The 26,044-nt window shown below is 70.2% G+C and carries 21 protein-coding genes and 3 tRNA genes; 6 read left to right on the top strand and 18 right to left on the bottom strand.

Translation table 11 applies throughout. From position 1 onward, the window contains the following. Positions 1–276: 276 nt before the first annotated feature. Positions 277–2,451 (bottom strand): FUSC family protein, encoded by a 2,175-nt coding sequence (locus tag AQI94_RS03195; RefSeq protein WP_031036571.1) that lies wholly within the window; start codon positions 2,449–2,451, stop codon positions 277–279. A 107-nt stretch (positions 2,452–2,558) separates the two neighbouring features. After that, positions 2,559–3,689, bottom strand: a complete 1,131-nt coding sequence (locus AQI94_RS03190; protein ID WP_078852131.1) for a hypothetical protein — start codon at positions 3,687–3,689, stop codon at positions 2,559–2,561. A 492-nt stretch (positions 3,690–4,181) separates the two neighbouring features. Here AQI94_RS03190 and AQI94_RS03185 point away from each other — a divergent pair, with 492 nt between their 5' ends. After that, positions 4,182–4,631 (top strand): DUF1931 family protein, encoded by a 450-nt coding sequence (locus AQI94_RS03185; protein ID WP_030323692.1) that lies wholly within the window; start codon positions 4,182–4,184, stop codon positions 4,629–4,631. A gap of 35 nt (positions 4,632–4,666) precedes the next feature. On the opposite strand, the gene AQI94_RS03180 is transcribed toward AQI94_RS03185, so the two are convergent. The 11 genes from AQI94_RS03180 to AQI94_RS03130 all read right to left on the bottom strand — a co-directional run bounded on the left by AQI94_RS03180 (position 4,667) and on the right by AQI94_RS03130 (position 15,349). Further along, entirely contained in the window at positions 4,667–5,059 is a 393-nt protein-coding gene (locus tag AQI94_RS03180; protein WP_030323694.1) for a DUF2267 domain-containing protein, read from the bottom strand. A 197-nt stretch (positions 5,060–5,256) separates the two neighbouring features. Next, a complete protein-coding gene (locus tag AQI94_RS03175; RefSeq protein WP_030323698.1) occupies positions 5,257–5,754 on the bottom strand; it encodes an Hsp20/alpha crystallin family protein in 498 nt (165 codons plus the stop codon). Positions 5,755–5,800: 46 nt separating this feature from the next. After that, positions 5,801–7,582 carry an FAD-dependent oxidoreductase gene (locus AQI94_RS03170; RefSeq protein ID WP_031036568.1) on the bottom strand — a complete coding sequence of 594 codons (1,782 nt, stop codon included), beginning with the start codon at positions 7,580–7,582 and terminating at the stop codon, positions 5,801–5,803. Further along, positions 7,582–7,845, bottom strand: a complete 264-nt coding sequence (locus AQI94_RS03165; RefSeq protein ID WP_031036564.1) for a UBP-type zinc finger domain-containing protein — start codon at positions 7,843–7,845, stop codon at positions 7,582–7,584. The genes AQI94_RS03170 and AQI94_RS03165 overlap by 1 nt, the downstream gene beginning before the upstream one ends. 6 nt (positions 7,846–7,851) lie before the next feature. Further along, positions 7,852–8,310: a thioredoxin gene (gene trxA / locus AQI94_RS03160; RefSeq protein WP_031036561.1), complete on the bottom strand. Its 459-nt coding sequence runs from the start codon at positions 8,308–8,310 to the stop codon at positions 7,852–7,854. Further along, positions 8,307–10,946 (bottom strand): ATP-dependent chaperone ClpB, encoded by a 2,640-nt coding sequence (gene clpB, locus AQI94_RS03155; protein ID WP_030323707.1) that lies wholly within the window; start codon positions 10,944–10,946, stop codon positions 8,307–8,309. The genes trxA and clpB overlap by 4 nt, the downstream gene beginning before the upstream one ends. After that, positions 10,937–11,305 (bottom strand): chaperone modulator CbpM, encoded by a 369-nt coding sequence (locus AQI94_RS03150; protein ID WP_030323709.1) that lies wholly within the window; start codon positions 11,303–11,305, stop codon positions 10,937–10,939. The genes clpB and AQI94_RS03150 overlap by 10 nt, the downstream gene beginning before the upstream one ends. After that, entirely contained in the window at positions 11,305–12,234 is a 930-nt protein-coding gene (locus tag AQI94_RS03145; RefSeq protein ID WP_031036557.1) for a DnaJ C-terminal domain-containing protein, read from the bottom strand. Before AQI94_RS03145 ends, AQI94_RS03150 begins: the two co-directional genes overlap by 1 nt. A gap of 6 nt (positions 12,235–12,240) precedes the next feature. After that, positions 12,241–12,828, bottom strand: a complete 588-nt coding sequence (grpE, locus tag AQI94_RS03140) for a nucleotide exchange factor GrpE (protein WP_030323714.1) — start codon at positions 12,826–12,828, stop codon at positions 12,241–12,243. A gap of 10 nt (positions 12,829–12,838) precedes the next feature. Beyond that, positions 12,839–14,755 (bottom strand): molecular chaperone DnaK, encoded by a 1,917-nt coding sequence (gene dnaK / locus AQI94_RS03135; RefSeq protein ID WP_030323716.1) that lies wholly within the window; start codon positions 14,753–14,755, stop codon positions 12,839–12,841. 66 nt (positions 14,756–14,821) lie between these two features. Next, positions 14,822–15,349, bottom strand: coding sequence for a general stress protein (locus tag AQI94_RS03130; RefSeq protein ID WP_030323718.1), 528 nt, complete (start codon positions 15,347–15,349; stop codon positions 14,822–14,824). Positions 15,350–15,602: 253 nt separating this feature from the next. On the opposite strand from AQI94_RS03130, the gene AQI94_RS03125 reads away from it, so the two are divergent. Further along, a complete protein-coding gene (locus AQI94_RS03125; RefSeq protein ID WP_037940949.1) occupies positions 15,603–17,363 on the top strand; it encodes a PucR family transcriptional regulator in 1,761 nt (586 codons plus the stop codon). Between the two features lie 132 nt (positions 17,364–17,495). On the opposite strand, the gene AQI94_RS45270 is transcribed toward AQI94_RS03125, so the two are convergent. The 4 genes from AQI94_RS45270 to AQI94_RS03105 form a co-directional block, all read right to left on the bottom strand. Beyond that, complete coding sequence (locus AQI94_RS45270; protein ID WP_030323725.1) at positions 17,496–17,837, bottom strand: IS3 family transposase; 342 nt, start codon at positions 17,835–17,837, stop codon at positions 17,496–17,498. A gap of 595 nt (positions 17,838–18,432) precedes the next feature. Further along, a tRNA-Ile gene (locus AQI94_RS03115) sits at positions 18,433–18,506 on the bottom strand. Between the two features lie 168 nt (positions 18,507–18,674). Then, positions 18,675–18,747 (bottom strand) — tRNA-Asn (locus tag AQI94_RS03110). A 6-nt stretch (positions 18,748–18,753) separates the two neighbouring features. Continuing rightward, positions 18,754–18,826, bottom strand: a tRNA-Asn gene (locus AQI94_RS03105). A gap of 157 nt (positions 18,827–18,983) precedes the next feature. Here AQI94_RS03105 and AQI94_RS03100 point away from each other — a divergent pair. The 4 genes from AQI94_RS03100 to AQI94_RS03085 all read left to right on the top strand — a co-directional run bounded on the left by AQI94_RS03100 (position 18,984) and on the right by AQI94_RS03085 (position 24,681). Beyond that, complete coding sequence (locus tag AQI94_RS03100; protein ID WP_031036549.1) at positions 18,984–19,289, top strand: hypothetical protein; 306 nt, start codon at positions 18,984–18,986, stop codon at positions 19,287–19,289. Positions 19,290–19,417: 128 nt separating this feature from the next. Further along, positions 19,418–20,854, top strand: coding sequence for a xylulokinase (locus AQI94_RS03095; protein ID WP_031036546.1), 1,437 nt, complete (start codon positions 19,418–19,420; stop codon positions 20,852–20,854). Positions 20,855–21,019: 165 nt separating this feature from the next. Next, positions 21,020–22,753: an ABC transporter ATP-binding protein gene (locus AQI94_RS03090; RefSeq protein ID WP_031036544.1), complete on the top strand. Its 1,734-nt coding sequence runs from the start codon at positions 21,020–21,022 to the stop codon at positions 22,751–22,753. Continuing rightward, a complete protein-coding gene (locus AQI94_RS03085) occupies positions 22,753–24,681 on the top strand; it encodes an ABC transporter ATP-binding protein (protein WP_031036541.1) in 1,929 nt (642 codons plus the stop codon). Before AQI94_RS03090 ends, AQI94_RS03085 begins: the two co-directional genes overlap by 1 nt. A 33-nt stretch (positions 24,682–24,714) precedes the next feature. Here AQI94_RS03085 and AQI94_RS03080 read toward each other — a convergent pair whose 3' ends face one another. After that, positions 24,715–26,004, bottom strand: a complete 1,290-nt coding sequence (locus AQI94_RS03080) for an RNA polymerase sigma factor (protein WP_031036539.1) — start codon at positions 26,002–26,004, stop codon at positions 24,715–24,717. Positions 26,005–26,044 lie beyond the last annotated feature (40 nt).

The raw sequence follows: 26,044 nt of genomic DNA, 5'->3' as shown, positions 1-26,044 counted from the left end.
CCGCCGGTAGGCCTCGGTGATGTCGCGCATCGCCGCTTCCTCAGGCTGCCACCCCGAAGAGGGGTCCGCTCGTCCACCCCGTTCGCCCGCACACGCCGCGCGACAGGCAGGGGCACCCCTGGCATGCCGACACACCAACCGGAGAGCAGCCCTGCCAGGCCCGAGCAGTTCGACGCCCCAGTGCAACCCATCTCACGGTACGTATGGCGGTGCTCGACGCCGTCGGGAGACCACTAGCCGCTCCAGGAGGTGCGGCGCTCCCCGTGGCCTGAACCGTCACCCACAGCGGTGCGCGGGTCCCGATCCGTCACCTTCAGCCACGGCCGCCCGCACCCGTTGCTCCTCGCGAGCGGAGCCGATGTCCCGTTCCAGGGGTGTGCGGCTCACGGCTGTCGTGAGGTCCTCCAGGGCCCGCTTCTGTAGTTCCGCCCCGCGCCGTAGCACCTGGTTCCGCTCCCCGGATGCGGCTCCGTCCCACGCATCGAGCGCTTCCTCCACTCGCCCCCAGTCCGGATTCCTGTGCTCCCGCACGTCGACTGCCGCCTGCGCTGTGTCCGCCTCCAAGGCCTCTGCGACCCGCTCCGCCTCGGGGGTGGAACGGCTGTCGGCCTGTGGGACATGGCTCTCCATGAGCATCGCCGCCCGGTCGAGTTCCTCGAGTGCGTCCTGCGCCTGCTCCGCCTCGCGCGATGTCAGACCTCTGGGGCGGACCGGTTCCTGCTTTGCCTGGTCGTACGCCTCCTGCCAGGCGGCACGTGCCTCCCTGCTGGCCAGCAGGGCCCTGCGCATGTCGGCGAGATGCTCCCGGGTCGGTTCGGCGTGGCTGCGGAGCACTGCGGCCGCGTAGCGGCCGTCGGCTGCGAGCCAGTCCGCGAGCCGGCCAGGCAGCCGGGGGGTCTCCCATGCGGGGAACACCACGTACGCCAGCATGGCCAAGGCCCCGCCGAGCAGGGTGAGCACCACCCGCTCCGGGACCGTCTGCTCCCATGCCTGGCCGCCCATGCCGAGCAGGAAGACGACGTACGCGGCAGTGAAGCACTGGGAGTAGGCGTAGCCGGTACGGTTCAGCGTGTACGACAGGCCTACCGAGACGACCGCCAGCGCGCCGAACACATGGGCGTCCGGGCCCAGGGCCCGCACCATCGCGGTGGCGAGCGCCACCCCCACCAGGGTCCCGGCGAAGCGGCCCACCGCGCGCGCATACGTCCGGTGGAAGTCGGGCCGCATCACCATCACCGAGGCGATGGGCGCCCAGTAGCCGTGGCCCACGGGCAGCCGGGAAGCGATGAGATAGCCGAGCGTGGCCACCGCCGCCAGGCGGACGGCGTGCCGGAACACGGGCGAGTCCCGGCGGAGCTCACGGCGGACGGCCCGGACGACGACCGGGAGCAACCGGAACATCGTCGGGCGCACCCGGAAGTGGGCGCTCGCGGTGCCGGACGGCGTAGGCGCCCTGTCGCGCGCGCCGCCGCTCCCGGCGATCTCCAACGCCTCGGCGAGCAGTTCCACGAGCCGTTCGGCGGCCTGCCGGGCGGGCCCCTCCAGCACTTCGTGCTCCTCGTCGACGCGCAGGACGTCCGCGCTCCCGGGCGGCACCTCGGCGGGAGTGCCGCGGCGGATCGAACGGGCTGCCGCGTCCAGTACGTCTGCGGCCGTGCCGAGCAGCTCTCGCGCGCGGTCCCGCTCGGGTCCCTCCGCCGGGGCGCCGACGTCCGGGTCGGCGAGCGCGGCGAGGACCGGCAGAATGCGCTCGGCGAGGCCCCGGGGGCCGTGGAGGACGGGGGGACGGGTGCGGGCCTGTGAAGGCGTCACGGCGGCCGCGTCCCGGGCCGTCATCAAGGGCACCGGGTCGAACGGGGCGGCCGGGTCCTGCCGCAGCCGGCGTGCGTAGTCCGCCACGGCGGCCAGGGCGTCGGCGAGCGCGTCACGATGCGCCCCCCAACGGCGGATCGGGAACAGCAGGATCAGCACGGCCTGCGTCACGCCTCCGAGCGCGATGACCCCGGCGTGTTCCAGGGCTCGTCCGACGCTCGTCGGCAGGGTGATGGTCACCAGCATGCTGCCGACCGTCGTCGCTGCGACGATGCCGGCGGTCGAGCCGAGGGCCCATGCCATCCCCGCGGCAAAGGCCCATACGGCCAGCAGCGGGAGGAACGTCACGAGGCGCCCCGCCGTCAGATAGCCCACGAAGGTGCTGAGTGCCAGACCCGCGCCCGCACCGAGCGCGATCACCTTGCGCGGACGCCAGGTCCGCTGGAAGGTGGCCCCACCCGCGGAGTAGGCACCGAGGGCGGCGGACGCGGCGTACGCAGGGGAAACCAGCCACAGCGCCAGCCCGATGACGATCGCCACCCCCGCAGCCGTGCGGAGCGCGAGCAGGGGCTCCAGCCGCGTCTCCTCGATCGTGAGCCCGGATCGCACGACCTCCCTGAAGGTCCGCAGCCACCTCACCCCTGTGAGCCTAGCCCGAACGCCCTGCCGGGGCCCGTCGGCCGCTCCGCCGCCTCCTGACGGCCCCGCGCTCCGACGCCTCGCTGCTCGTCGTGCCGGTAGTCGGTTCATTTCGAGGGCGGATCATCGTGATCTTGGAGCATGCGGCGACGTTCCTGTTCGCGCTTCGAGTAGGCGGCTGCCCGGATCGCGTCGTCGCTTTCCAAGCCTGATCCCAGCGCGCCGCCCACGGTGGCGACCGAAGCGACGAACCAGGACAGCGTCACGTACTCGTCGGCGTGCAGGGGGGTTCGTGTCACGGAAGCGAACAGTTGGTCGTTGAGGATGAACAGCGCCCACAGCCAGTTGATGACCATCAGACCCACGTAGCAGACGAGCACACCGATCCCCACGGTCACGACCGTCGAGGCGTTGTAGAGCCGCGCCCTCTGCCTCGCCTCCGGCGAGCTCTCCGGTGGGCGATGCCACAGCTCCGCGTCCACGATCAGCCAGCCGATCATGAGCGCGACAGATCCGACCGTGGCGATCACGAGGCGTGGCGTGCTGAGGGACGCGGCCAGGCTCCAGACGGTGGAGTTCACGGTGGCCACTGCTCCCGTGGCGAGTGCGGCCGCCAGGGCTTTCGACAAGCCCGGCACCAACCGCCACGGCCGGTTGGCGCGGACCATACCGACGAGCACCCGCAGGTAACCGCGCGGCCCGTTGACGACGTACCGAAGATCGTCGGTCTCCTTCTCACCGGGTGGGCCCGGATGAACAGGCGCGAGACGATGGACGAAGGGCCCCGGACGCGGCTGACTTCGCGGAGGTCCTTCCGCCCCGGTGGTCCGTGGAGCCGCCAAGCGGAGCACGGCTTCTTCGACGGCCCGACGGGCCCTCACCGGCAGCCGCAGGCCTCCCAGTGAAGGCAGAGAGAGCAACGCCAAGCCGTGTTCGTGATTCAGGTTCACAGCGAGCCTGCGCCCGTGCGCGTGCAGCGGAAGGTCGGTGAGGGCCACGACGATGTCCCAGTTCTCCGCACTCCCGCGGTCCATGATCCGGCGCATCAAGGTGGGCGGGTCCTCGGTCCCCGACGTGAAGGGCTCACTGACCACCTCGACGTCGAACCGTCGCCCCTGGCCCGACTTGTCGGCGAGCCGAGCCGGAAGGGTCCGGGCCATGCGCTGCGCGATCTCCGTCGGCGCGTCCGGATCCGCCAGGAGAGCCACGACCGTAACGTCCTGCGACGACTCCCGCATGGCTGGACCCTCCTCGTCGGCTGTCCCGCGATCCCAAGTGCCCACAGACGCCGCCCAGGTAACGTCGACGCCGCGTGACACACCGGGCCCCGCCGGCAGGTGCAGGCCGTACGGCCAGATCACAGGGCCTGTTCCCAGCGCCGGGCCACAATCGCGTCCCCCACCGCGAAGACCCGCTCGGGCAGCACCCCGGCACAGTGTCCGCCCGGGAGCCGGAGTCCGGCAAAGAGCCGCGACACCCATGGGTGGGATGGGCCGCGTCAACCAGCCCTGGCTGCCGTTCACCGGCCTCTCCCGAGCGCTCTCGGCCCCGCTGTCGGCCGCACGCCCGTCCGACCACCCGGACAGTCGAACGCATGGGCCTGGCAGGGCAATGCAGGGAGGCTAATTGGGCCCCACATGCGCATGCGTTCACGCGCCCCCGTCGGCCAGGCTGGCTGGGAAGCCCAGGGGCCGGGAGCCACCCGGCTCCCGCAGCCGGAGGTTGCCGTCATGACCGTGATGTCCATCGCCAGATTCGAGAAGTTCTTTCGCGCGGCCGCAGGTCTGAACGTCGACAAGAACGATCTCAAGCGCTACAGCGACTTCGTCGACGCCAAGCTCTACGATCTGCTGACCGTCGCCCAGGCCACCGCCAAGGCCAACGGGCGCGACATCATCCAGACCTGTGACCTGCCGATCACGAAAGGCCTGCAGGAAAGCATTCACCACTTCAGGAAGATCGACCAGGAAGTGGAACTCAAGCCGATCCTGGAACAGCTCGCCACCCATCCCGCTCTGGACCGCACGCCCGATGAGGAGACCGAGGCGGCCTATCCGGACATCATCGGCGGACTCAGCCTGGCCCTTGCCCAGAGCTTCAAGATCCTCCACCCCGACCTGAAGAACCCTCAGACCCAGCACTGGGACGAGGCTCGAGCCGTCTTCGACCTCCTGCTGTGAGGGGGCTGCCCCTGGCCGAAGGCCTTGGCAGGGGCTCAGTCCGCGAGGTCGGCCTTGCCGAACAGGGCCGCGTAACTGGAGGGGAGTTGGCTGATGACCTGGTTCAGCTCACCGCCGGTCACCGCGTCGGCAACGGTGGTCAGGACCGCGCTGGCGTCCCACTGCGCCGTGCGCGGCCGGGCAGGGGTGCGCTCGGCGACCCGGCGGTAGAACTCCTCGATCCCGAAGCTCTGCGCCTGCTGGGGCGTTGCCTGGTTCAGAACCTGTCCCAGCGGGCCGGGCAGCTGGGATGCGAGGTCCCTGACCTCTCCCGGGCTGATCCGTTGGGCCAGCACCTCCAGTACGGCGTTGGTGACGTTCGCGGCTTCGTCCTGGTCGTTGTATTCGCCTCGCTCGCGTACATGGGCGAGGAATCCGTCGTATTTCATCGCTGCCTCCTTCTGTGCCGGTCGCCGCTGTCATGGGGGTCACCCGGGACTACCGCTCGAACTCACTGAGCCCACGGCGGAAGCGGCCGGGGCAGCCGGAATCCCTCCCTACGGGATGACGTCGCGCCGCCGTACGGCGAGCCTCGCCGGCCCGGCCGCGGTGCCGGACGGGCGTCCGGAACCGCGGCGCTCGCCTCTCAGCCGCTGCTCCCGGTGCTTTCACCCGTCTCGCTGATCTCGATGTGCCGGGGCTTCGCGACCTCGGCCTTGGGGACGGTGACGGTGAGCACCCCGTCCGAGATCTGCGCATTGATCTTCTCGGTGTCGACCTCTCCGGGCAGCCGCAGCCGGAACTCGAACGCTCCGGTGCGGCGGGTGCTCCGGCGCAGGACGCCTTTGCGTTCCTTCTCCTTGATCTCTCCGGTGACCACCAGCTCCTGGCCGTTCGCTTCGACGTTGATGTCCTTGCTCTTGACGCCGGGCAGTTCGATCCCGACGTGGAAGGCGTCGTCCGTCTCCGTGACATCCGCCAGGGGTGTCCACACGACTGCGGGAGCGGCACCTCCCACCGTGGACTCGATCAGTCCGCTCATCTCGCTGAGCAGTTGGTCGAACTCTGTCAGCGGATTGCGTGCCCAGCCAAGGGGCCTGTCCTGCAAGGCGCCACCGCGGTGGCGTCGGACGGGTGTGGCCATTCCCCTGCCTCCTTCTCCTTCTCGTGATGTCGTCGCCCGCTGGGTGTCATGCGAGCCAAGCGGACTCCTTGGGACGGGTGTTCGGGGAGCTGTCGGTGCCGCCGGGTGCGGCCGTCTGGCCCAGGTAGCGGTGCACGAAGTGGATGCTCATCGCGCCTTCGCCGACCGCGGAGGCCACGCGCTTCACCGAGCCGCTGCGGACGTCGCCGGCCGCGAACACGCCGGGCAGGCTGGTCTCCAACGTCAGGCAGTCGCGGCCCTGGCTCTGCCACAGCTCGGGAACGGAGCAGGCCTGCGCCTCCGCGCCGGTGAGAACGTAGCCCCGCGCGTCGAGGGCGAGCGCGCCGGACAGCCAATCGGTGTGAGGGTCCGCGCCGGTGAAGACGAACAGGGCCCGCACTTCGAGGTGGCGGTGCTCGCCCGTACGGTGGTCGACCACGGTGACCGCCTCCAGCTCCTTGTCGCCGAGTGCCTCGGTCACCTCGGTGCGCAGCAGGACGCGCACCCGCGGGTGGCGCTCGATCTGATCGATCAGGTACCGGGACATGTGAGCCTCGAGGCTCGGCCCACGGACGAGCAGATACACCTGTGGTGTGTACCCGGCCAGGAACAACACGGCCTGGCCCGCGGAGTTGCCGCCGCCGACCACCGCCACCGGGTCGGTACGGCACTGCTGGGCCTCGTAGACGGTCGCCGAGTAGTGGACGCTCGCGCCCTCCAACGGCTCGATGCCGGGCACTTGGAGGCGGCGGTAGCGGGCGCCGGTGGCCAGGACGACGGTACGGGCGGTGATCTCGCTGCCGTCTGCGAACCCGACGGCGTAGTGGCCGTCCCGCCGTTCGAGCCGGGCCGCCTCCGCAGGGAGGCTGATCCGGGCGCCGAACTTGTCCGCCTGGAGCACGGCGCGTTCGGTGAGTTCGGCGCCGGAGATGCCGGAGGGGAAGCCGAGCAGATTCTCGATGCGGGACGACGTGCCGGCCTGGCCGCCGGTGGCCATCGCCTCGACCACGGTCGTGCCGAGGCCCTCCGAGGCGGCGTTCACCGCGGCGGCGAGACCGGCCGGACCGGAGCCGACGATCAGGACATCGCTGCGGCCGTTGCCCGATCCCAGGGACGGCAGGCCGATCAGCCGGGCCAGTTCGGCGTTGCTCGGATTGCGCAGCAGGGTGGTGTCCCGCCAGATCACCAGCGGCGTCTGATCCGGACCGACCCCGAAGCGGCGCAGCAGAGCCTCGGCCTCCTGGTCCGTCTCCAGATCGATCCAGCGGTGCGGCAGCCGGTTGCGGGCGGCGAACTCGCGCAGCCGACGGGTGTCGGGCGAATAGCGCGAACCGATGATGCGGAAACCGGCTCCCTGCCCGACGAGCAGAGCGCGGCGGCCCAGGCAGGCGCGCAGCACCACGTCACCGAGCGTGGAGTCCCGGGTCACCAGGTCACGCAGCTGATCCATGGACAGGGCGAGGATCTCGCCGGGGTCCCTGACCACGGCGGTGTAGAAGGCCATCTGGCCGTTCAGGAGGCCGAGTTCGCCGATGAAGCGGCCAGGACCGTGCACACGCAGCAGACGTTCGCCGGGTGTGCCGTAGCCCTCGACGATGGCGATCGAGCCACTGAGGACGACGTAGAACATCTCGCACCGTTCGCCCTCCCGGATCAGCACGTCACCTGCCTCGGCGGCGCGCCGCCGGCCGTGCTGCGCCAGGCGCGCCGTCTGGTCGTCCGACAGGCGGGGATAGGCGCCGTGGATGTCGGGAGTCTCGAAGGGGACGCTCTCCTCCGCCTCCTCCGGCACCGGCGCCGCGCCCGGCCGCGTCTCGTCGCCGGACATCACACGAACGCCTCGTGGACGAAGCACCACCGCCAGTCCTCGCCGGGCTCCAGCGACGCCGCGATCGGGTGGCCGTCGGCGGCGGCGTGGCGGCGGGCGTGCCGGTTCGGCGAGGAATCGCAGCAGCCGACGTGGCCGCAGGTCAGGCAGAGCCTGAGGTGGACCCACGGGGAGCCGAGCTGCAGACACTCCTGACACCCTTCGGGGGTCAGTGGTCGGACCGGCCGGACGAGCGCGAGGTGGGGGTCGGTTCGTAGGGTCATGGCTGATCACCCTTTCCCGGCCGGTTCGCGGCCCGCGATCGACTGCTCCACCCACTGCCGCAGGACAGGGGCGGGTGCGGCACCCGCCTGCCGGGCGATGGTCTGTCCTTTGTCGAGGACCAGCAGCGTCGGTACCGCCTGGACCTCGAAGCGCTGCGCCAGGCGCGGGTTCTTGTCGATGTCGACCTTGACGAGCTTGATCTTTCCCGCGAGGTCGGTGGCGACCTTCTCCAGTGCGGGGCTGACCATGCGGCAGGGGCCGCACCAGGTGGCCCACAGGTCGACGACGACGGGCACGGTGGCCTGCTCGACGACCTCGGTGAAGTCGTCGTCGCCCGCGTCGGCCATCCACGGCAGTGGCTGCTTGCAGTTGCCGCACGTGGGGCGGCCCTCGGCGGCCACGGGTACCCGGTTGGTGCGCCCGCAGTGCGGGCAGGTGACGTTGGTGGCTTGCACGGTACTCATGCCGCCCTCGCTCCCTTCACGTCCTCGGGCTGGTCGTAGGTGACCACCAGCTCTCCGTGCTGGGCGTCGACGCGTACCTTCGCGCCGTCCTGTACGTCGCCGCGCAGCAGGGCGCGCCCGACCAGCGTCTCGACCTCGTGGGAGATGTAACGCCGCAGCGGCCGGGCCCCGTAGACCGGGTCGTAGCCCTGGTGGGCGATCAACTCCCGTGCCGCATCGGTGAGTTCGACGGCGATGCGGCGTTCGGCGAGGCGGCGGCGCAGTTCGTCGAACTGCAGCTCCACGATCCGCTCGATCTGGCGCTCACCGAGCGGCTTGAACAGCACGATGTCGTCGACACGGTTGAGGAACTCCGGGCGGAAGTGCCCGCGCAGTTCGCCCATCACCAGGGCGCGGGCGTCCGGCTTGATCTCACCCTCGGCGGTGGCGCCGTCGAGAAGGTGCTCGGAGCCGATGTTGGACGTCATGATGATCACGGTGTTGCGGAAGTCGACCGTGCGGCCCTGAGCATCGGTGATGCGTCCGTCGTCGAGGACCTGCAGCAGGGTGTTGAAGACATCGGTGTGCGCCTTCTCGACCTCGTCGAACAGCACGACCGAGTACGGCTTGCGGCGTACCGCCTCGGTGAGCTGGCCGCCTTCCTCGTAGCCGACGTATCCGGGCGGTGCGCCCACGAGCCGGCTGACGGTGTGCCGCTCCTGGTACTCGCTCATGTCGAGGCGGACCATGTTCTCCTCGGAGTCGAACAGGGCCCGGGCGAGGGTCTTGGCCAGCTCTGTCTTCCCGACGCCGGTGGGGCCGAGGAAGATGAACGAGCCGATGGGGCGGCGGGGGTCGCGGATGCCGGAGCGGGCACGGATGATGGCGTCGGCGACGAGCTTGACGGCCTCGTCCTGGCCGATGACGCGCTCGCGCAGGATGTCGTCGAGGCGCAGCAGTTTCTCGCGTTCGCCCTCCTGGAGACGGGAGACGGGGATGCCGGTCCAGGCGGCGACGATCTCGGCGATCTCCTCCTCGGTGACGACCTCGCGCAGCAGCCGGTTCTGCCCTTGCTTGGAGGCCAGTTGTTCCTCCTCCGCGGCGAGCCGGCGCTCCAGCTCCTGGAGGCGGCCGTAGCGGAGTTCGGCGGCGCGGTTGAGGTCGTAGGTGCGTTCGGCCTCCTCCGCCTCGTGGCGGACCTGCTCCAGTTCCTGGCGCAGTTCCTGCACGCGGCGGATCGCCTGCCGTTCGGCCTCCCACTGGGCGTGTTTGGCGTCGGCCTCGCCGCGCAGGTCGGCCAGTTCCCTGCGCAGTTCCTCCAGGCGGGCTTTGCTCGCGGGGTCGGTCTCCTTGGAGAGGGCGGCGTCCTCGATCTCCAGGCGGGTCACCCGGCGGGTGATCTCGTCGAGTTCGGCGGGCATGGAGTCGATCTCGGTGCGCAGGCGGGCACATGCCTCGTCGACGAGGTCGATGGCCTTGTCGGGCAGGAAACGGTCGGTGATGTAGCGGTGGGAGAGCGTCGCCGCCGCGACCAGCGACGTGTCCTGGATCTTGACGCCGTGGAAGACCTCCAGGCGTTCGCGCAGGCCGCGCAGGATGGAGATGGTGTCCTCCACGCTGGGTTCTTCGACCAGGACCTGCTGGAAGCGGCGTTCGAGGGCGGCGTCCTTCTCGATGTGCTTGCGGTACTCGTCCAGGGTGGTCGCGCCGATCATGTGGAGTTCGCCGCGTGCCAGCATGGGCTTGAGCATGTTGCCCGCGTCCATGGCTCCTTCGGCGGCCCCCGCGCCGACGACCGTGTGCAACTCGTCGACGAAGAGCAGGATCCGCCCGGCGGCGGCCTTGACCTCGCTCAGCACGGCCTTGAGGCGCTCCTCGAACTCGCCGCGGTACTTGGCGCCCGCCACGAGCGAGCCCATGTCGAGGGCGAACACCGTCCTGTCGCGCAGTCCTTCGGGCACGTCACCGCGCACGATGCGCTGGGCCAGACCCTCCACGATGGCGGTCTTGCCGACGCCGGGATCGCCGATCAGGACGGGGTTGTTCTTGCTCTTGCGGCTGAGGATCTGGGTGACGCGGCGGATCTCGGCGTCCCGTCCGATGACGGGGTCGAGCCGCCCGGCCCTGGCCTCGGAGACCAGGTCACGGCCGTACTTCTCCAGGGCCTCGTAGGCCACCTCGGGGTTGGCGGAGGTCACGCGCTGGTTGCCGCGGATCTGGGTGAGCGCGCCGAGGAAGGAGTCCCGGGTCACGCCGTGCTCCTTCAGCAGGCGCCCGGCGGCGGTCGCCGAGCCCTCCTCGGTCAGCGCCAGCAGCAGGTGCTCCACGGACACGTACTCGTCCTTGAGGCGTTTGGCCTCCCGCTCCGCCTCGTCCAGCAGCCGGGCCAGGCGCTGGGTGACGAAGACCTGGCCCGGCGCCGCGCCCGGGCCGGTCACCTTGGGCCGGCGCGAGAGCTCCTCGCGTACGGCCGCGCGCAACCCCTCCGGATCGGTGCCCGACTGCTGCAGCAGCCGCGGGATCAGCCCCTCCTCCTGGTCCAGGAGGGCGAGCAGCAGGTGTTCGCCGTCGACCTCGGTGTGGCCCAGGCGGCCGGCGGCGCTCTGGGCCTCCTGCAGGGCTTCCTGTGACTTCTGGGTCAGTCGGTTCATGTCCATGGTGGTAGATCACTCCTCATGCCTGCTCGCCGCAGCGCGGCTTCGAGCAGGCTGATGCGGTCGAGCAGGTCGAGCACCAGACCGAGGGACGCGTAGTTCAGGCACAGCCCGGTACGCAGCCGCTGAACGCGGGCCAGGGCGGCCGGGGCCGTGGGGGCGAACATCAGCCGTCCGGAGGCGTCAGGACCGGCGTCCACCAGTCCGAGGGCGACGAACCGGCGGATCAGGTCGGGATGGAGGCCTGAGCGGCGGGCCACGGTCTCCAGGGAGAGCATGGGCACGGGCACGATCGCGTACTGCACGCCCGCCTCGGCCGTTCGTGCGTGGGGCGGGCGGGCCTTGGCCGGTCGGTCGGTCATCAGGTCCTCCTGGGGTCGAACGAGGAGACAGCGGCAAGTTCCTCCAGCAGCTCGCGCTCCCGGTCGCTCAGCCGGGGCGGCACCATGATCCGCAGCTCCGCGTACAGGTCTCCGTCAGCGCCGCGCGGGCTCGGCATGCCCTCGCCGCGCAGCCGCAGGCGCCGTCCGCTGGAGGACCCGGCGGGCACGGTCACCTTCGCCGTGGCACCGCCCGGCGTGCGCACCGGCACGGTCGCGCCCAGCGCGGCCTCCCACGGGGTGACCGGAAGCTTCACGTGGACGTCCCGGCCGTCGAGGCGGAACTCGGGGTGCGGCAGGATCCGCACCCTCAGGTACAGGTCCCCGGCGGGAGCGTCGTCGCCGCTCCCGCGCCCGCCCTCCCCGGCCAGCCGGATGCGCTGCCCGTCGGTGGTGCCGGGCGGTACGTCGACCTGGTAGCGCCGCTGCCCGGCCGGTCCGGCGAGGGTGACCGTACGGCGGCCGCCCCGGTAGGCCTCCTCGACGGTGAGCGGCAGTTCGGCCTCTTGGTCGGCGCCGGGCACGCGCATCCGTCCGGCACCGCCGAACAGCGAGCCGAACAGATCCTCGACGTCGACCCCCTCGCCCCCGAAGCCCGACGTGGAGTACCGCACCCGGGGACCGCCGCCGGTGCTCCACCGGGAACCACCGCCGGCGCCGGCGGCGACCTGCTCCTCCCAGTCCTCCGGGATCTTCCGGAAGTCCTCGCCGAAGCGGTCGTAGCGGGCTCGCTGCTCCGGATCGGACAGGACGCTGAAGGCCTCGTTGATCTCCTTGAACCGCTCCTCCGCCTGAGGGTCCTTGTTGACGTCGGGGTGGTACCTGCGGGCCAGGGTGCGGTAGGCCCGCTGGATCTCGTCCCGGTCGGCGGTGCGCGGAACGCCGAGCACCTCGTAGAAGTCGCGTGCCATGGACGGTCACTCCCGCTTGGCGACGGTCACGGCGGCAGGCCGCAGCTGCCGCTCGGCCTCCCCGTAACCGGGTCGCAGCACTTGGACCACGGTGTTCGGATCGGCGTCGGGATCCTGGACCACTCCGACCACCTCGTGCCGGGCCGGGTCGAACTGCACACCTTTCTCCGCGTGGCGCGGGTAGCCCAGCCGCTCCAGGACGTTCACGGCCTGGTCACGCACGGCCCGGACACCCTCGACGATCGCACCGGGGTCGGCGGCCCCCGCGTGGCTGAGGGCGAGTTCCAGGTTGTCGATGACGGGCAGGAAGGCCGCAGCCGTACGGGCACGTTCGGCCGCGGCCACCCGCTCCAGCTCCCTGGCATGGCGTTTGCGCAGGTTGTCGAGGTCGGCCAGGGCGCGCCGCCAGTTGTCCTCGGCCTCGCGCAACGCTGCCGCGTACTCGTCGTCGGGTGCGGCGGTGCCGGTTGCGGCGTCGGGCCCTGGCTCGGCCTCCTCGGTCCGCGGTCCAGGCTGCTGGAGGTCCCCGCGCGGCGGCTGTACGGCGCCTTCCGGCGGCGGGTCGGGCACTTGGCTCCGGGGTGGGATGGGCATGGCGGGCACCTCAGCCCTTGTCGAACTCGGCGTCGATCACATCGTCGTCGCCCCCGGCTCCGTCCGGTGTGGCCCCGCCGGGGCCGGCTCCGTCCGGCGAGCCGGTGCCCGCGGGACCGTCCGCGGCGGCTCCTGCCTGGTGGGCCGCGAGGCCCGCGAAGACCTGCTGGAGTTCGGAGGCCAACGGCCGGACCTTGTCCACCCCGGCCTCGTTCTTGACCGCGTCGCGGGCCTCGGCCACCAGCATCTCGGCTCGGGCCTTCTCGTGTGCGGGCGCGGCGTCGCCGAGCTCCCCGAGGCGCTTTTCGACCTGGTAGGCGATAGCGTCCAGTTCGTTGCGCGCGTCGACTGCCTCGCGCAGGGCCTGGTCCTGTCCGCGGTTGCGTTCGGCCTCCTGGATCATCCGCTCGACTTCGCTGCCGTCGAGGTTGGAGCTCTCGCTGATGGTGATGCTCTGTTCCTTTCCGGTGTCCTTGTCCCGCGCGGTGACGTTGAGGATGCCGTTGGCGTCGACGTCGAAGATGACCTCGATCTGCGGCTCGCCGCGCGGCGCGGGGCGGATGTCGGTGAGCTGGAAGCGGCCCAGGACCCGGTTGTCGGCAGCCAGCTCACGCTCGCCCTGCAGGACGACGACGTCGACGGCAGGCTGGTTGTCCTCGGCGGTGGAGAAGGTCTCGGTGCGGCGCACCGGGATGGTGGTGTTCCGCTCGATGATCTTCGTCATCACTCCGCCGCGTGTCTCGACGCCCAGCGACAGCGGGGTGACGTCGAGCAGCAGGACATCCTTGACCTCGCCCTTGAGGACCCCGGCCTGGATCGCGGCGCCCTTCGCCACGACCTCGTCGGGGTTGACGCTCATGTTGGGGTCCTTGCCGCCGGTCAGCCTGCGCACCAGGGTCTGGACGGCGGGGATGCGGGTCGAGCCGCCGACGAGGATGACCTCGTCGATGTCGTTGTCACTGACCTTGGCGTCGTCCATTGCCTGCCGCACCGGGCCGAGACAGCGCTCCACCAGGTCGCCGGTGATCTGTTCGAACGTGGATCGCATGATCGTCTCGGTCAGATGCTTGGGCCCGGAGGCGTCGGCCGTGATGAACGGCAGGCTGACCTGCGTCTGGGTCACCGAGCTGAGCTCGGTCTTGGCCTTCTCCGCGGCCTCGAACAGCCGTTGCAGCGCCTGCGGGTCCTTGCGCAGGTCGATGCCGTTCTCCTTCTGGAACCCGTCGGCGAGCTGGTCGACCAGCCGGCGGTCGAAGTCGTCGCCGCCCAGATGGCTGTCGCCCGCCGTGGACCGTACCTCCACCACGCCGTCGCCGACGTCGAGGATGCTGACGTCGAAGGTGCCGCCGCCCAGGTCGAAGACGAGCACCGTCTCGTGCTGCTTCTTGTCCATGCCGTAGGCGAGGGCGGCCGCGGTCGGCTCGTTGATGATCCGCAGTACTTCCAGGCCGGCGATCCGTCCGGCGTCCTTGGTGGCGGTGCGCTGGGCGTCGTTGAAGTAGGCGGGCACCGTGATGACCGCCTCGGTGACCTTCTCGCCCAGCTGTTTGGAGGCGTCGTCGGCGAGTTTGCGCAACACCTGTGCGCTGATCTCCTCGGGAGCGTAGAGCTTGTCGCGCACCTTGAAACGGGCGGCGCCGCCGTCTCCCTCGACCACGTCGTACGTGACGGCCTTGGCCTCTTCGGAGATCTCGTCGAAGTGCCGGCCGATGAACCGTTTGGCCGAATAGATGGTGCCCTTGGGGTTGAGGATCGCCTGGCGGCGGGCCAGCTGGCCCACCAGGCGCTCGCCGGTGTCGGTGAAGGCCACCACGGACGGTGTCGTGCGGTTGCCCTCGCTGTTGGGTACGACCGACGACTCGCCGCCCTCCCAGACGGCGATCACCGAGTTCGTGGTGCCCAGGTCGATGCCTACTGCCTTGGCCATGAGGAACTCCTTTCGCGACGGGCGGCCCGCTCGTCCTCGGAGACGCGCCCGGCTTTCCGCACTCGCTCAGGTGACGGCGGGGCCGCTCCGCGGGCGGCCGCTCTTCCAGGCCCCGCTGCCGGTGCTGGTGCCGGTCCCGGTGGGCAGTTCGGCCAGCAGCCGCACCGCCTCCTCGGCGACCGCTTCGTCGGCGACGACGTCGTACTGGCTGGGCTGCATGTAACTCACCGAGGCGAAGTCCCGGCGGCCACGCTGGGCCGCGTGCACCACCAGGCCGAGCAGAGCACCGACGAGGGCTCCGAAAACCAGCCCGTACAGGGCGAGCAGCAGTCCCGACACGACCGGGTCCAGCCAGTTCAGCAGCCCGAAGATCCACCCGATCAGTGCTCCGGCCAGGGCGCCGCTCGCCGCGCCGTGCAGCGCGGCCCCGCCAGGTCCCATGCGGCCCGTCACCTGCTCGACCAGGCGCACGTCCTGCCCGATGACGGCCACCCTCTCCACGGGAAAACCCCGATCGGAAAGGTGATCGACGGCGCGTTCCGCCTCCTGGTAGGTCGTGTACGAGGCGATGGTCCTGCGGGCCTGCTCGTTCATCAGCCAGTCCTCCCTGCCAGGCCACCGGTGCGCCCGGCGATCCCCGACAAGTCCAGAGTGGCAAGAGAGCAGCGCGCTCCGCCTGCACCCGACAGGTCAGAAATCGACGCAGTCGGTCGGTCCAGGAGAGCAAGGCCAAAATCCAGACAAGTCGGATGACGTTGCCTAGGCTGGGCGCGCAGGGCTCGCCCAGTCGTGGATCCCACGACTCCCTCGATCGCCTCCGATGACCGGAGGGGAACGGGAGTGATCTATGGCCTGCCATCCGTCACGGAGGCTGCCCCCTGACGTGTCCGACCAGCAAGGGAACCGCCAACCGAGCGACACCGCGGGCACCGGACGGCACGACCCGAGCCCGCTCGCGGCGCTGGACCCGCACGGGCTGCTGGTGCTGTCCCACACCCTGTTCGCCTGCGCCGAGCAGAGTGAGATCGTGCGGTTGGCCATGGGGCACGTCAGTGCCCTTGGTCCCTACCACGCCGAGGCCGGATATCTCGTGACGAGCGACGGTCTGGCCCGCGTCCCAGGCCACGACGCGGGAGCGCCGAAGGCCGACGACGCACGGATGACGGACCTGGGCGAGGCCGACGGCTCCGTATCCCTTCCGGAACGGTCCTGGACCTGGGCGTTCGGCCTGCGCGGGGCCGGCGGTCTGCTCGGCTACATCCTGGTCTCCTCCCGCTCCGGGCCCGACGAACAGGGGCGCTTCCTCCTCTCGACCCTCGTGGGGCTCGCATCGGCGGCCCTGTCACTGACGGTCACGCGTGCCGCGCAGCACGACAAGGCCGGTGAACTCAGCCAAGTCCGCACCGAACGGGACACCGCGCTCGTGCAGCTGGCTGCCATGCGCTCCGAACTGCACCTGCAGAAGACCGTGCACGAGACCCTCGCCCGTGTCGCTGCCCGGGGCGGCGGCGAGGACGCCATCACCCAGGCGCTGTACGAACTCACCGGGCTGTCGGCGCTCGTCGAGGACCGGTTCGGCAACCTGAGGTCCTGGGCGGGTCCCGACCGCCCCGATCCCTATCCGGTGCGCTCCTCGACCCACCAGGAAGGGATGCTGCGGCAGGTCGCGCGCGAGCCGGGCCCGGTCAGAGTCAAGGACCGGCTGATCGCCCTGGTCCGCCCGCGCGGCGACGTCCTCGGCGTACTCGCCCTCGAGGACCCCGAGGCGACGGCCGACGAGCACACCCGGTTCGCCCTGGATCACGCACAGCGGTCGCTCGCCCAGGAGCTCATGCACGCACGCGAACTCGCCGAGGTCGAACTGCGACTGCGCCGCCAGCTGATCGACGACCTGTTGGAGGGCACTGACGAGACGAGCGCCTACGCCCGGGCCGAAGCCGTCGGCCACGACCTGCAACGCACCCATTACGTGGTCGTGGTGCACTGGCCGGGCAACGCCCCTGACGACTCCTTCACCCGAGCAGTCGAGCAGGCGACAGCCATCTCGGCGACCCGTCCGCTGATCACCCGTCGCGGCGACCGGATGGTCCTGCTGACCGAAGCGAGGCCCGACGACGATGCCGTCTACACGGCGCTGGCCCATGAGCTGGGAACGCCCGGCGGAGCGATCGGGGTGAGCGCCCGCTGCGACTCCCTGGACGACATTCCCCGCTGTTACCAGGAGGCATCGCGGGCCCTGGATGTGCGGCAGAACTCCCGCCAGCGCAGTGGGACGACGTTCTTCGACGACCTCGGGCTGTACCGGATCCTGGGGCCCGGAAACGATCTCCGGGAGCTCGAAGACTTCGTGCGCGAGTGGCTCGGCGAGCTGATCGACTACGACGCGGAGCACGACACCGAGTTGGTGGAGACGCTCTCGCGCTACTTCGACTGCGGAGGCAACTACGACGATGCGGCCGCCGCGCTGACGGTCCACCGCAGCACCCTGCGCTACCGGCTGCAGCGTATCCGTGAGATCAGCGACCGCGACCTGGCGGACGTGGACACCCGGCTCAATCTGCAGGTGGCAACGCGTGTCTGGAAGATCATCCTGGGCGGACGACGCTGACCGCGGGCGCCTGGAGAGCCGGCGCTGCGGGTCAGCCCGGCACTCGAACAGGTCGCCGGTGAGGCAAAGTCGATGTTGCGACCTGATCGCCTGTGGCACAGCCCCTCCGAGCTGCGACAACTGCCAGCTCTTTCACGAGCGGGTAGATCTTTTTCCCGGGAGATTCGCCTGCGACAGGTAGGCGGCGGCCCGACGCAGGACCTCGTTCTCCTGCTCCAACAGCTTGATCTGCCGACGTGCTTCGCGTAGTTCCGCACTTTCCTGGCTGGACGTTCCGGGCTTGGTTCCGTCGTCGATGTCCGCCCGGCGCATCCACTTCCACAGCGTCATCGCGTGCACTCCGAAGTCGGCAGCCACCTGCTCGACCGTCACGCCCGGACCGCGGTTCCTCGCTACCCGTACAACATCCTCGCGGAACTCTTCCGGATAAGGCTTGGGTACAGCGACATCCTTCCCGCCCTCCCCACAGGGCAAGCCAGTTCAGTTGACCTGCCCCACCATTTGGGCTCCAGGATCGGTGGCCAACCGGCAGCTGGGATGGTGTCGTTCTCGGAGGCTCCCCGAACTGTACGACGGATGGTCTGGCTGGCCTGGCTCGACCTCGCCGCCTCGCGATCTCGAGCCATGAGTAGGTCCGATGACGTCCCAGACCAGCCTCACGGCGGTACACCGGAGGTCGAGTGCCCTTCAGGGGCCGTCTTCTGTTGGGGCCTTGGCTCCTTGAGGCCTCAGCCGGACGCACTCCTCGCAGAGCTAAGAACACCGGACGATCGCCACGTGAAACGCCCCGCGCAACACGCAGACGACTCGTCGAACAACGCCTCCGCGGCACTCCCCCGTACCTCCGGCCTCAGGATGGCCTCAATACATGACCCTGTCGCAACGGAGCCGAGCGGAACACGCCTCCGTGGCAACACATCGGTACGCGTCCATGCAGGTCAGAAGGCCATCATGCAAAGCAGCGCCCCTCAGGCGTCAAACTCACGAGCAGCGGATTCAGTCCGTTCAGGCAAAGTTGACGCCCCGACACCCGAAAACGAACGTTTCCGCAGGTCAGTGACCTGCACGGTGGGGCGGGTGGGACTCGAACCCACGGCCGACGGATTATGAGTCCGCTGCTCTAACCGGCTGAGCTACCGCCCCATAGCGGCGTGTCGCGTACATGTGTGCGCGCCGTCTGCCGCAGCATAGCCGCTCATACGATCTCCTGCTCCGCAGGGGCGACTTCGCCTGCCCTCGAAGACTCCCCTGTGACCTGCGCAGTTCCGCCGGACATGAAAAAGGACCCCATCGGGGCCCTCCTTCGTCCTGCTCTCCCGACTGGACTCGAACCAGTAACCTGCCGGTTAACAGCCGGCTGCTCTGCCAATTGAGCTACGGAAGATCGAAGCTCCCCCGACTGGACTCGAACCAGTAACCTGCCGGTTAACAGCCGGCTGCTCTGCCAATTGAGCTACGGAGGATTGCCTCGTTGCATCGAACGTGACTCCCTGGGTATTCGCCAGGGGGCGGGCGCTCGCTGCGACACATACATTAGCGCAAGCAGGGGGGTGCTCCGCCAATCGGTTCCCCCGACACCGACGTCGCACCGGATACCTACGGCAAGGAAGGGTGGCCGCCATGCGTTACAAGCTCACTTTCGTGGTCGGACTGACTCTGGGTTACGTGCTGGGCACCCGCGCCGGGCGCGAGCGCTACGAACAGTTGAAGAAATCCGCCCGTCAGGTCGCCCAGAACCCCGCCGTCCGCAACACCGCGGAGACGGCGGCACAGCAGGGCCGCCAGTTCGCCGGCAAGGCGTACCACGTGGTCAGTGACAAGGTGGGCGACCGGGTGCCGGAGTCCGTGACCCAGCGGGTGCGCTCGCTGAAGGACCGCAACACGAACGGCGCCGCAGAGGACGACTGGGGCACGGGCCCCACCTGATGCGGGGGTGACGCACTCCACACACACCCCACACGCAACCCACACGCGGGCGCGGGACCGGAGGCACCGGTCCCGCGCCCGCGGAACTGCGCGCACCGCTACGACGCTACGCCCATAGAATTTCCGCCATGGGGATAGTCGCCGGGTTGGACAGCTCGCCCGAATTCACTCGCATCGTCGTCTGCGACGCGGACACCGGTGCCGTGCTCAAACAGGGGTACGCGCCCCACCCGGTCGAGGGCCGTCCATCCGACGTCGACCCCCAGGCGTGGCTGCTCTCCCTCGGCGAAGCCGCAGGTGGTGGCCTCCTGGAGGGCGTCCAGGCCATCGGCGTGTCCTCGCAGCAGAACGCCGTCGTGCCCCTCGACGCCCAGGGCAACACCGTGCGCCCCGCCATGGTCGGCGGCGACAAGCGCGCCCAGGTCGCCGCGGCCGACCTCGTCGACGCCCTCGGCGGGCGCGAGGCGTGGGCGCAGGCGGTGGGGTGCGTGCCGCAGGCCCCGCAGCCCGTGACCAAGCTGCGCTGGCTGAACAAGACCGAACCCGACGCCGCCCTGCGCACCGCCGTCCTCCTCCAGGCGCACGACTGGCTGGTGTGGCAGTTGCTCGGCCGGCCGGTGAGACGGACCACCGACCGCGGTGGCGCCTCCGGGACCGGCTACTGGTCCGCCGCCACCGGCGCCTACCGCGCCGACCTCGTGGAACTGGCCCTCGGCCACCAGGCGATGCTGCCCGAGGTGATCGGCCCGGCGGACGCGGCCGGTACGACCCCGGAGGGGCTGCTGATCTCCGCGGGGACCGGGGAGACCATGGCCGCCGCCTTCGGGCTCGGGATCGGGCTCGGGGACGCCGTCGTGTCGCTGGGCGCGTCCGGGTCCGTGATGGCCGTGCACCACGAGGCACTGGTCGACAACACCGGGATGATCACCTCCCTGGCCGACGCGACCGGCATGCACCTGCCCGTCGTCACCACCCTGAACGCCGTACGGACCCTGCGCGGGGCCACCGAGATGCTCGGGCTCAGCGACCTGGAGAGCCTGTCGGACCTGGCGATGAAGTCGACGCCGGGCGCCCACGGCCTCGTACTGCTGCCCTATCTGGAAGGCGAGCGGACGCCGAACCTGCCGCACACGGCGGGGACGCTGACCGGGCTCAGGCGGGAGTCGATGAAGCCGGAGCACCTGGCGCGGGCCGCGTTCGAGGGGATGCTGTGCGGGCTCGCCGACGCGCTCGACGTGCTGCGCGGGCGGGGGGTCGAGGTCCGGCGGGTCTTCCTGCTGGGGGCCGCCGCCGAGCTGTCCGCCGTACAGGCCGCCGCTCCCGCGCTGTTCGGGGCGCAGGTCGTCGTGCCGCAGCCGGCCGACTACGCGGCGATCGGGGCCGCCCGGCAGGCGGCGTGGGCGCTCGGGGTCTCGCAGGGCACGCTCGACCCGCGCACCCCGCCGATGTGGCAGGGGCCGGCCGCGCAGGTCCTGGAGCCGGGAGAGGAGCTGGCGGTGGGGCAGGCGGTGCGGCAGCAGTACGTGTCGGTGCGCGAGCAGACGTATCCGGGGGCGTTCCGCTAGACCTCGGAACGTAAGAGTCCGGTAGGAGTCGGTGACCGCGAGGACCCGCCAGGCCGTACGGAGCACTGCTGTCGGCTTAATCGGTTGAGGTAACACGGGTGGAGTGTCCGACGATAGGGGCCAGGGGCAACCACTCGCCCCGTCGCCGACTCCGAGAGACGTAGCGTGCTCATACGACTTCTGCGGACCTATCTCAGGCCCTACAAGAAACCCATCGCCCTCCTGGTGCTGCTGCAGTTCCTCCAGACCTGCGCCACCCTCTACCTGCCCACGCTCAACGCGGACATCATCGACAACGGCGTCGTGAACGGCGACACCGGCTACATCCTGAGCTTCGGCGCTGTGATGATCGGGATCTCGCTGGCGCAGGTGGTGTGCAACATCGGGGCCGTGTACTACGGCGCCAGGACCGCCGCCGCGCTCGGCAGGGACCTGCGGGCGTCGGTCTTCGACCGGGTGCAGTCGTTCTCGGCGCGCGAGGTGGGCCAGTTCGGCGCGCCCACGCTGATCACCCGTACGACCAATGACGTGCAGCAGGTCCAGATGCTGGCCCTGATGACGTTCACCCTGCTGGTGTCGGCGCCCATCATGTGCGTCGGCGGCATCGTGCTGGCGCTCGGCCTGGACGTGCCGCTGTCCGCCGTCCTGGTGGCCGTGGTGCCGACGCTGGGCATCTGTGTGACGTTGATCGTACGGCGGCTGCGGCCGCTGTTCCGGTCCATGCAGGTGCGCCTCGACACCGTGAACCGAGTGCTGCGCGAGCAGATCACCGGCAACCGGGTCATCCGGGCGTTCGTGCGGGACGAGTACGAGGAGGACCGCTTCCGGAAGGCGAACACCGACCTGACGGAGATGTCCCTCAGGACCGGCAACCTGCTCGCGCTGATGTTCCCGGTCGTGATGACGACGGTGAACCTGTCGTCGATCGCCGTGGTGTGGTTCGGCGCCCACCGCATCGACAGCGGCGGGATGCAGATCGGCGATCTGACCGCGTTCCTCGCCTATCTGATGCAGATCGTCATGTCGGTGATGATGGCCACCTTCATGTTCATGATGGTGCCGCGCGCGGAGGTGTGCGCCGAGCGCATCCAGGAGGTCCTGGACACCTCCTCCAGCGTGGTGCCGCCCCTGGCCCCCGTCCATGAACTGCGCCGGCACGGGCATCTGGAGATCCGGGGGGCCGGCTTCCGCTATCCGGGCGCCGAGGAGCCGGTGCTCAGGGCGATCGACCTGGTGGCCCGGCCCGGCGAGGTGACCGCGGTGATCGGCTCCACCGGCAGCGGCAAGTCCACCCTGCTCGCGCTCGTCCCCCGGCTGTTCGACGCGACCGACGGCGAGGTGCTCGTCGACGGCACCGAGGTGTCGACCATCGACCCGAAGCTGCTGGCCAGGACCGTCGGACTGGTGCCGCAGAAGCCCTACCTCTTCGCGGGCACGGTCGCCACGAACCTTCGCTACGGCAATCCCGACGCCACGGACGAGGAGCTGTGGCACGCGCTGGAGGTGGCGCAGGCCAAGGGCTTCGTCGAGGGGCTGGAGAACGGCCTCGACTCCCCCATCGCCCAGGGCGGCACCAATGTCTCCGGTGGTCAGCGGCAGCGGCTCGCCATCGCGCGCACCCTCGTGCAGCGGCCGGAGATCTACCTCTTCGACGACTCCTTCTCCGCCCTCGACTACGCGACCGACGCGGCCCTGCGCGCGGCGCTCGCCGAGGAGACCTCGGAGGCCACCGTCGTGATCGTCGCCCAGCGGGTGGCCACCATCCGCGACGCCGACCGGATCGTCGTCCTGGACGAGGGCCGGGTCGTCGGCACCGGCACCCACCGCGAGCTGATGGCGGACAACGAGACCTACCGGGAGATCGTGCTCTCCCAGCTCACGGAAGCGGAGGCTGCCTGATGGCCGGGCCCATGGGGCGCATGATGGCAGGCGGCGGTCCCGAGACCCGCTCGCTGGACTTCAAGGTGTCCGGCAGGCGGCTGCTCGCACAGTTCAAGCCGGAGCGGCTCACCCTCTACGCGATGCTGTGCTGCGTGGTGCTGAGCGTCGGCCTCAACGTGGTCGGGCCGAAGATCCTCGGCCAGGCCACCGACCTGGTCTTCGCGGGCATCATCGGGCGGCAGATGCCCGCCGGCGCCAGCAAGGAGGAGGTCCTCGCGGGGATGCGGGAGCGCGGCGAGGGTCAGGTCGCCGACATGCTCCGCAGCACCGACTTCACCCCGGGCGAGGGCATCGACTTCACCGCCGTGGGGCACGTCCTGCTGTTCGCGGTCGGGGTGTTCCTCGTCGCGGGGCTGCTGATGGCGGTCGCGACCCGGCTGGTGAACCGGACCGTCAACCGCACGATGTTCCGGATGCGCGAGGACGTGCAGACGAAGATGTCGCGGCTGCCGCTGTCGTACTTCGACAAGCGCCAGCGCGGTGAGGTCCTGTCCCGGGCCACGAACGACATCGACAACATCGGCCAGACCCTCCAGCAGTCGATGGGCCAGCTGATCAACTCGCTGCTCACCATCATCGGGGTGCTCGCGATGATGTTCTGGGTGTCCTGGCTGCTGGCCCTGGTCGCGCTGGTCACCGTGCCGCTGTCGTTCGTCGTCGCCACCCGCGTCGGCAAGCGCTCGCAGCCGCACTTCGTGCAGCAGTGGCGCACCACCGGCAAGCTCAACGCCCACATCGAGGAGATGTACACCGGCCACACCCTGGTGAAGGTGTTCGGCCGCCAGGACGAGTCGGCCGCGCAGTTCGCCGAGCAGAACGAGGCGCTGTACGAGGCCGGGTTCAAGGCGCAGTTCAACAGCGGGGTCATGCAGCCGCTGATGATGTTCGTCTCGAACATCAACTACGTGCTGGTGGCGGTCGTCGGCGGCCTGCGGGTGGCGTCCGGCTCGCTGTCCATCGGTGATGTGCAGGCCTTCATCCAGTACTCCCGGCAGTTCTCGATGCCGCTCACCCAGGTCGCGTCGATGGCGAACCTCGTGCAGTCGGGTGTCGCCTCGGCCGAGCGGGTCTTCGAACTCCTGGACGCGGAGGAGCAGGAAGCCGACCCGGTCCCGAGCGCGAAGCCGGAGGAACTGCGCGGGCGGGTCGCCCTGGAGCACGTCTCCTTCCGCTACGACCCCGAGAAGCCGCTCATCGACGACCTCTCCCTGAAGGTCGAACCCGGGCACACGGTCGCGATCGTCGGCCCGACGGGAGCCGGAAAGACCACGCTGGTCAATCTGCTCATGCGGTTCTACGACGTCTCGGGCGGCCGGATCACCCTGGACGGCGTGGACATCTCGACGATGTCCCGGGACGACCTGCGCGCCGGGATCGGCATGGTCCTCCAGGACACCTGGCTGTTCGGCGGCACCATCGCGGAGAACATCGCGTACGGGGCGCCCGGGGACGTCACCCGGGGCGAGATCGAGGAGGCGGCCCGCGCCGCCCACGCGGACCGGTTCGTCCGGACGCTGCCCGAGGGCTACGACACCGTGATCGACGACGAGGGCAGCGGGGTGAGCGCGGGCGAGAAGCAGCTCATCACCATCGCCCGGGCGTTCCTGTCGGACCCGGTGATCCTGGTCCTCGACGAGGCGACGAGTTCGGTGGACACCCGTACCGAGGTGCTGATCCAGAAGGCGATGGCCAAACTGGCGCACGGCCGCACCTCGTTCGTCATCGCCCACCGGCTTTCGACGATCCGCGACGCCGACACCATCCTGGTGATGGAGAACGGCTCGATCGTCGAACAGGGCACGCACACCGACCTGTTGGGGGCGAACGGCGCGTACGCCCGCCTGTACAAGGCCCAGTTCGCGCAGGCGGTGGCGGAGGTCGACTAGCGGGTGGGGGCCGTCGAGGGACGGCCCCCGCCTTCAGTCCAGATAGCCGCGCAGCTGATCCGCGAACGCGTGGTCCCGCAGCTTGTTCAGCGTCTTGGACTCGATCTGCCGGATCCGCTCCCGGGTCACCCCGAAGATCCGCCCGATCTCCTCCAGCGTGCGGGGACGGCCGTCGGCCAGCCCGTACCGGAGTTGCACGACCTTCCTCTCCCGCTCCCCCAGGGTGGACAGCACCGCTTCCAGGTGCTCCCTGAGCAGCAGGAACGCCGCCGACTCGACCGGTGAGGCCGCGTCGCCGTCCTCGATGAGGTCACCGAGGGCGACGTCGTCCTCCTCGCCCACCGGGGCGTGCAGGGACACCGGTTCCTGGGCCAGGCGCAGGACCTCGCTGACGCGCTCCGGGGCGAGGTCGAGGTGGTCCGCGACCTCTTCCGGCGTCGGTTCGTAGCCGCGTTCCTGGAGCATGCGGCGCTGGACGCGGACGACCCGGTTGATCAGCTCGACGACGTGGACCGGGACCCGGATCGTGCGGGCCTGGTCGGCGAGGGCCCGGGACATGGCCTGGCGGATCCACCAGGTGGCGTAGGTGGAGAACTTGTAGCCGCGGGCGTAGTCGAACTTCTCGACCGCCCGGATCAGGCCCAGGTTGCCTTCCTGCACCAGGTCGAGCATGGTCAGGCCGCGGCCGACGTACCGTTTCGCGACGGACACCACGAGCCGCAGGTTCGCCTCGATGAGGCGGCGCTTGGCCATCCGGCCCAGTACCACCAGGCGGTCCAGGTCGAGCGCCAACTGGCTGTCCAGGTCGGGGGTGTTGCTCAGTTTCTCCTCGGCGAACAGGCCGGCCTCGACCCGGCGGGCGAGGTCGACCTCCTCGGCCGCGGTGAGCAGCGGGATGCGGCCGATCTCCCGCAGGTACTGGCGGAACAGGTCCGAGGACGGGCCGCCGGTGTCGACGCGGCCGCGGGGTGGCTCGGGTGGTTCGACCGGCTCGGTCTCCACCTGTTCGAGGGCTGCCGCGGGCGGGGCGTCCGGCTCCGTCTCGGGGTGGTGCGCGACACGGTTCTGCGGGGGCACCGCGACGAGGACGTCGGGCTCGGCGTCCTGCTCTGTCGTGTCGTCGGTACTGTTCTCGGTCTGTGCGAGGGTCTGGGTCTGCACGGGGGCGACCTCCAGGATGATCGCTGCCAAGGAGTGCGGCAGCGGTACTTCGGGGGCGGAGTCGGCGGCCTCGCCGCTGTCCGTCCCGTACGCGTTGAGCGGAACCGCGGGGGTCTGGGACCCGCTGGGGACGGATCGGCCGCGCTCCGAGGACTCAGGCACCGGAACCCAGTGTGGAGTACGACACACAGCCGCCACGAGG

It is taken from the genome of Streptomyces pseudovenezuelae, from assembly GCF_001513955.1.
Taxonomy (GTDB): domain Bacteria; phylum Actinomycetota; class Actinomycetes; order Streptomycetales; family Streptomycetaceae; genus Streptomyces; species Streptomyces pseudovenezuelae.
Note: the sequence above shows the minus strand (reverse complement) of the source record. Positions and strands in the feature narration are given on the sequence as shown.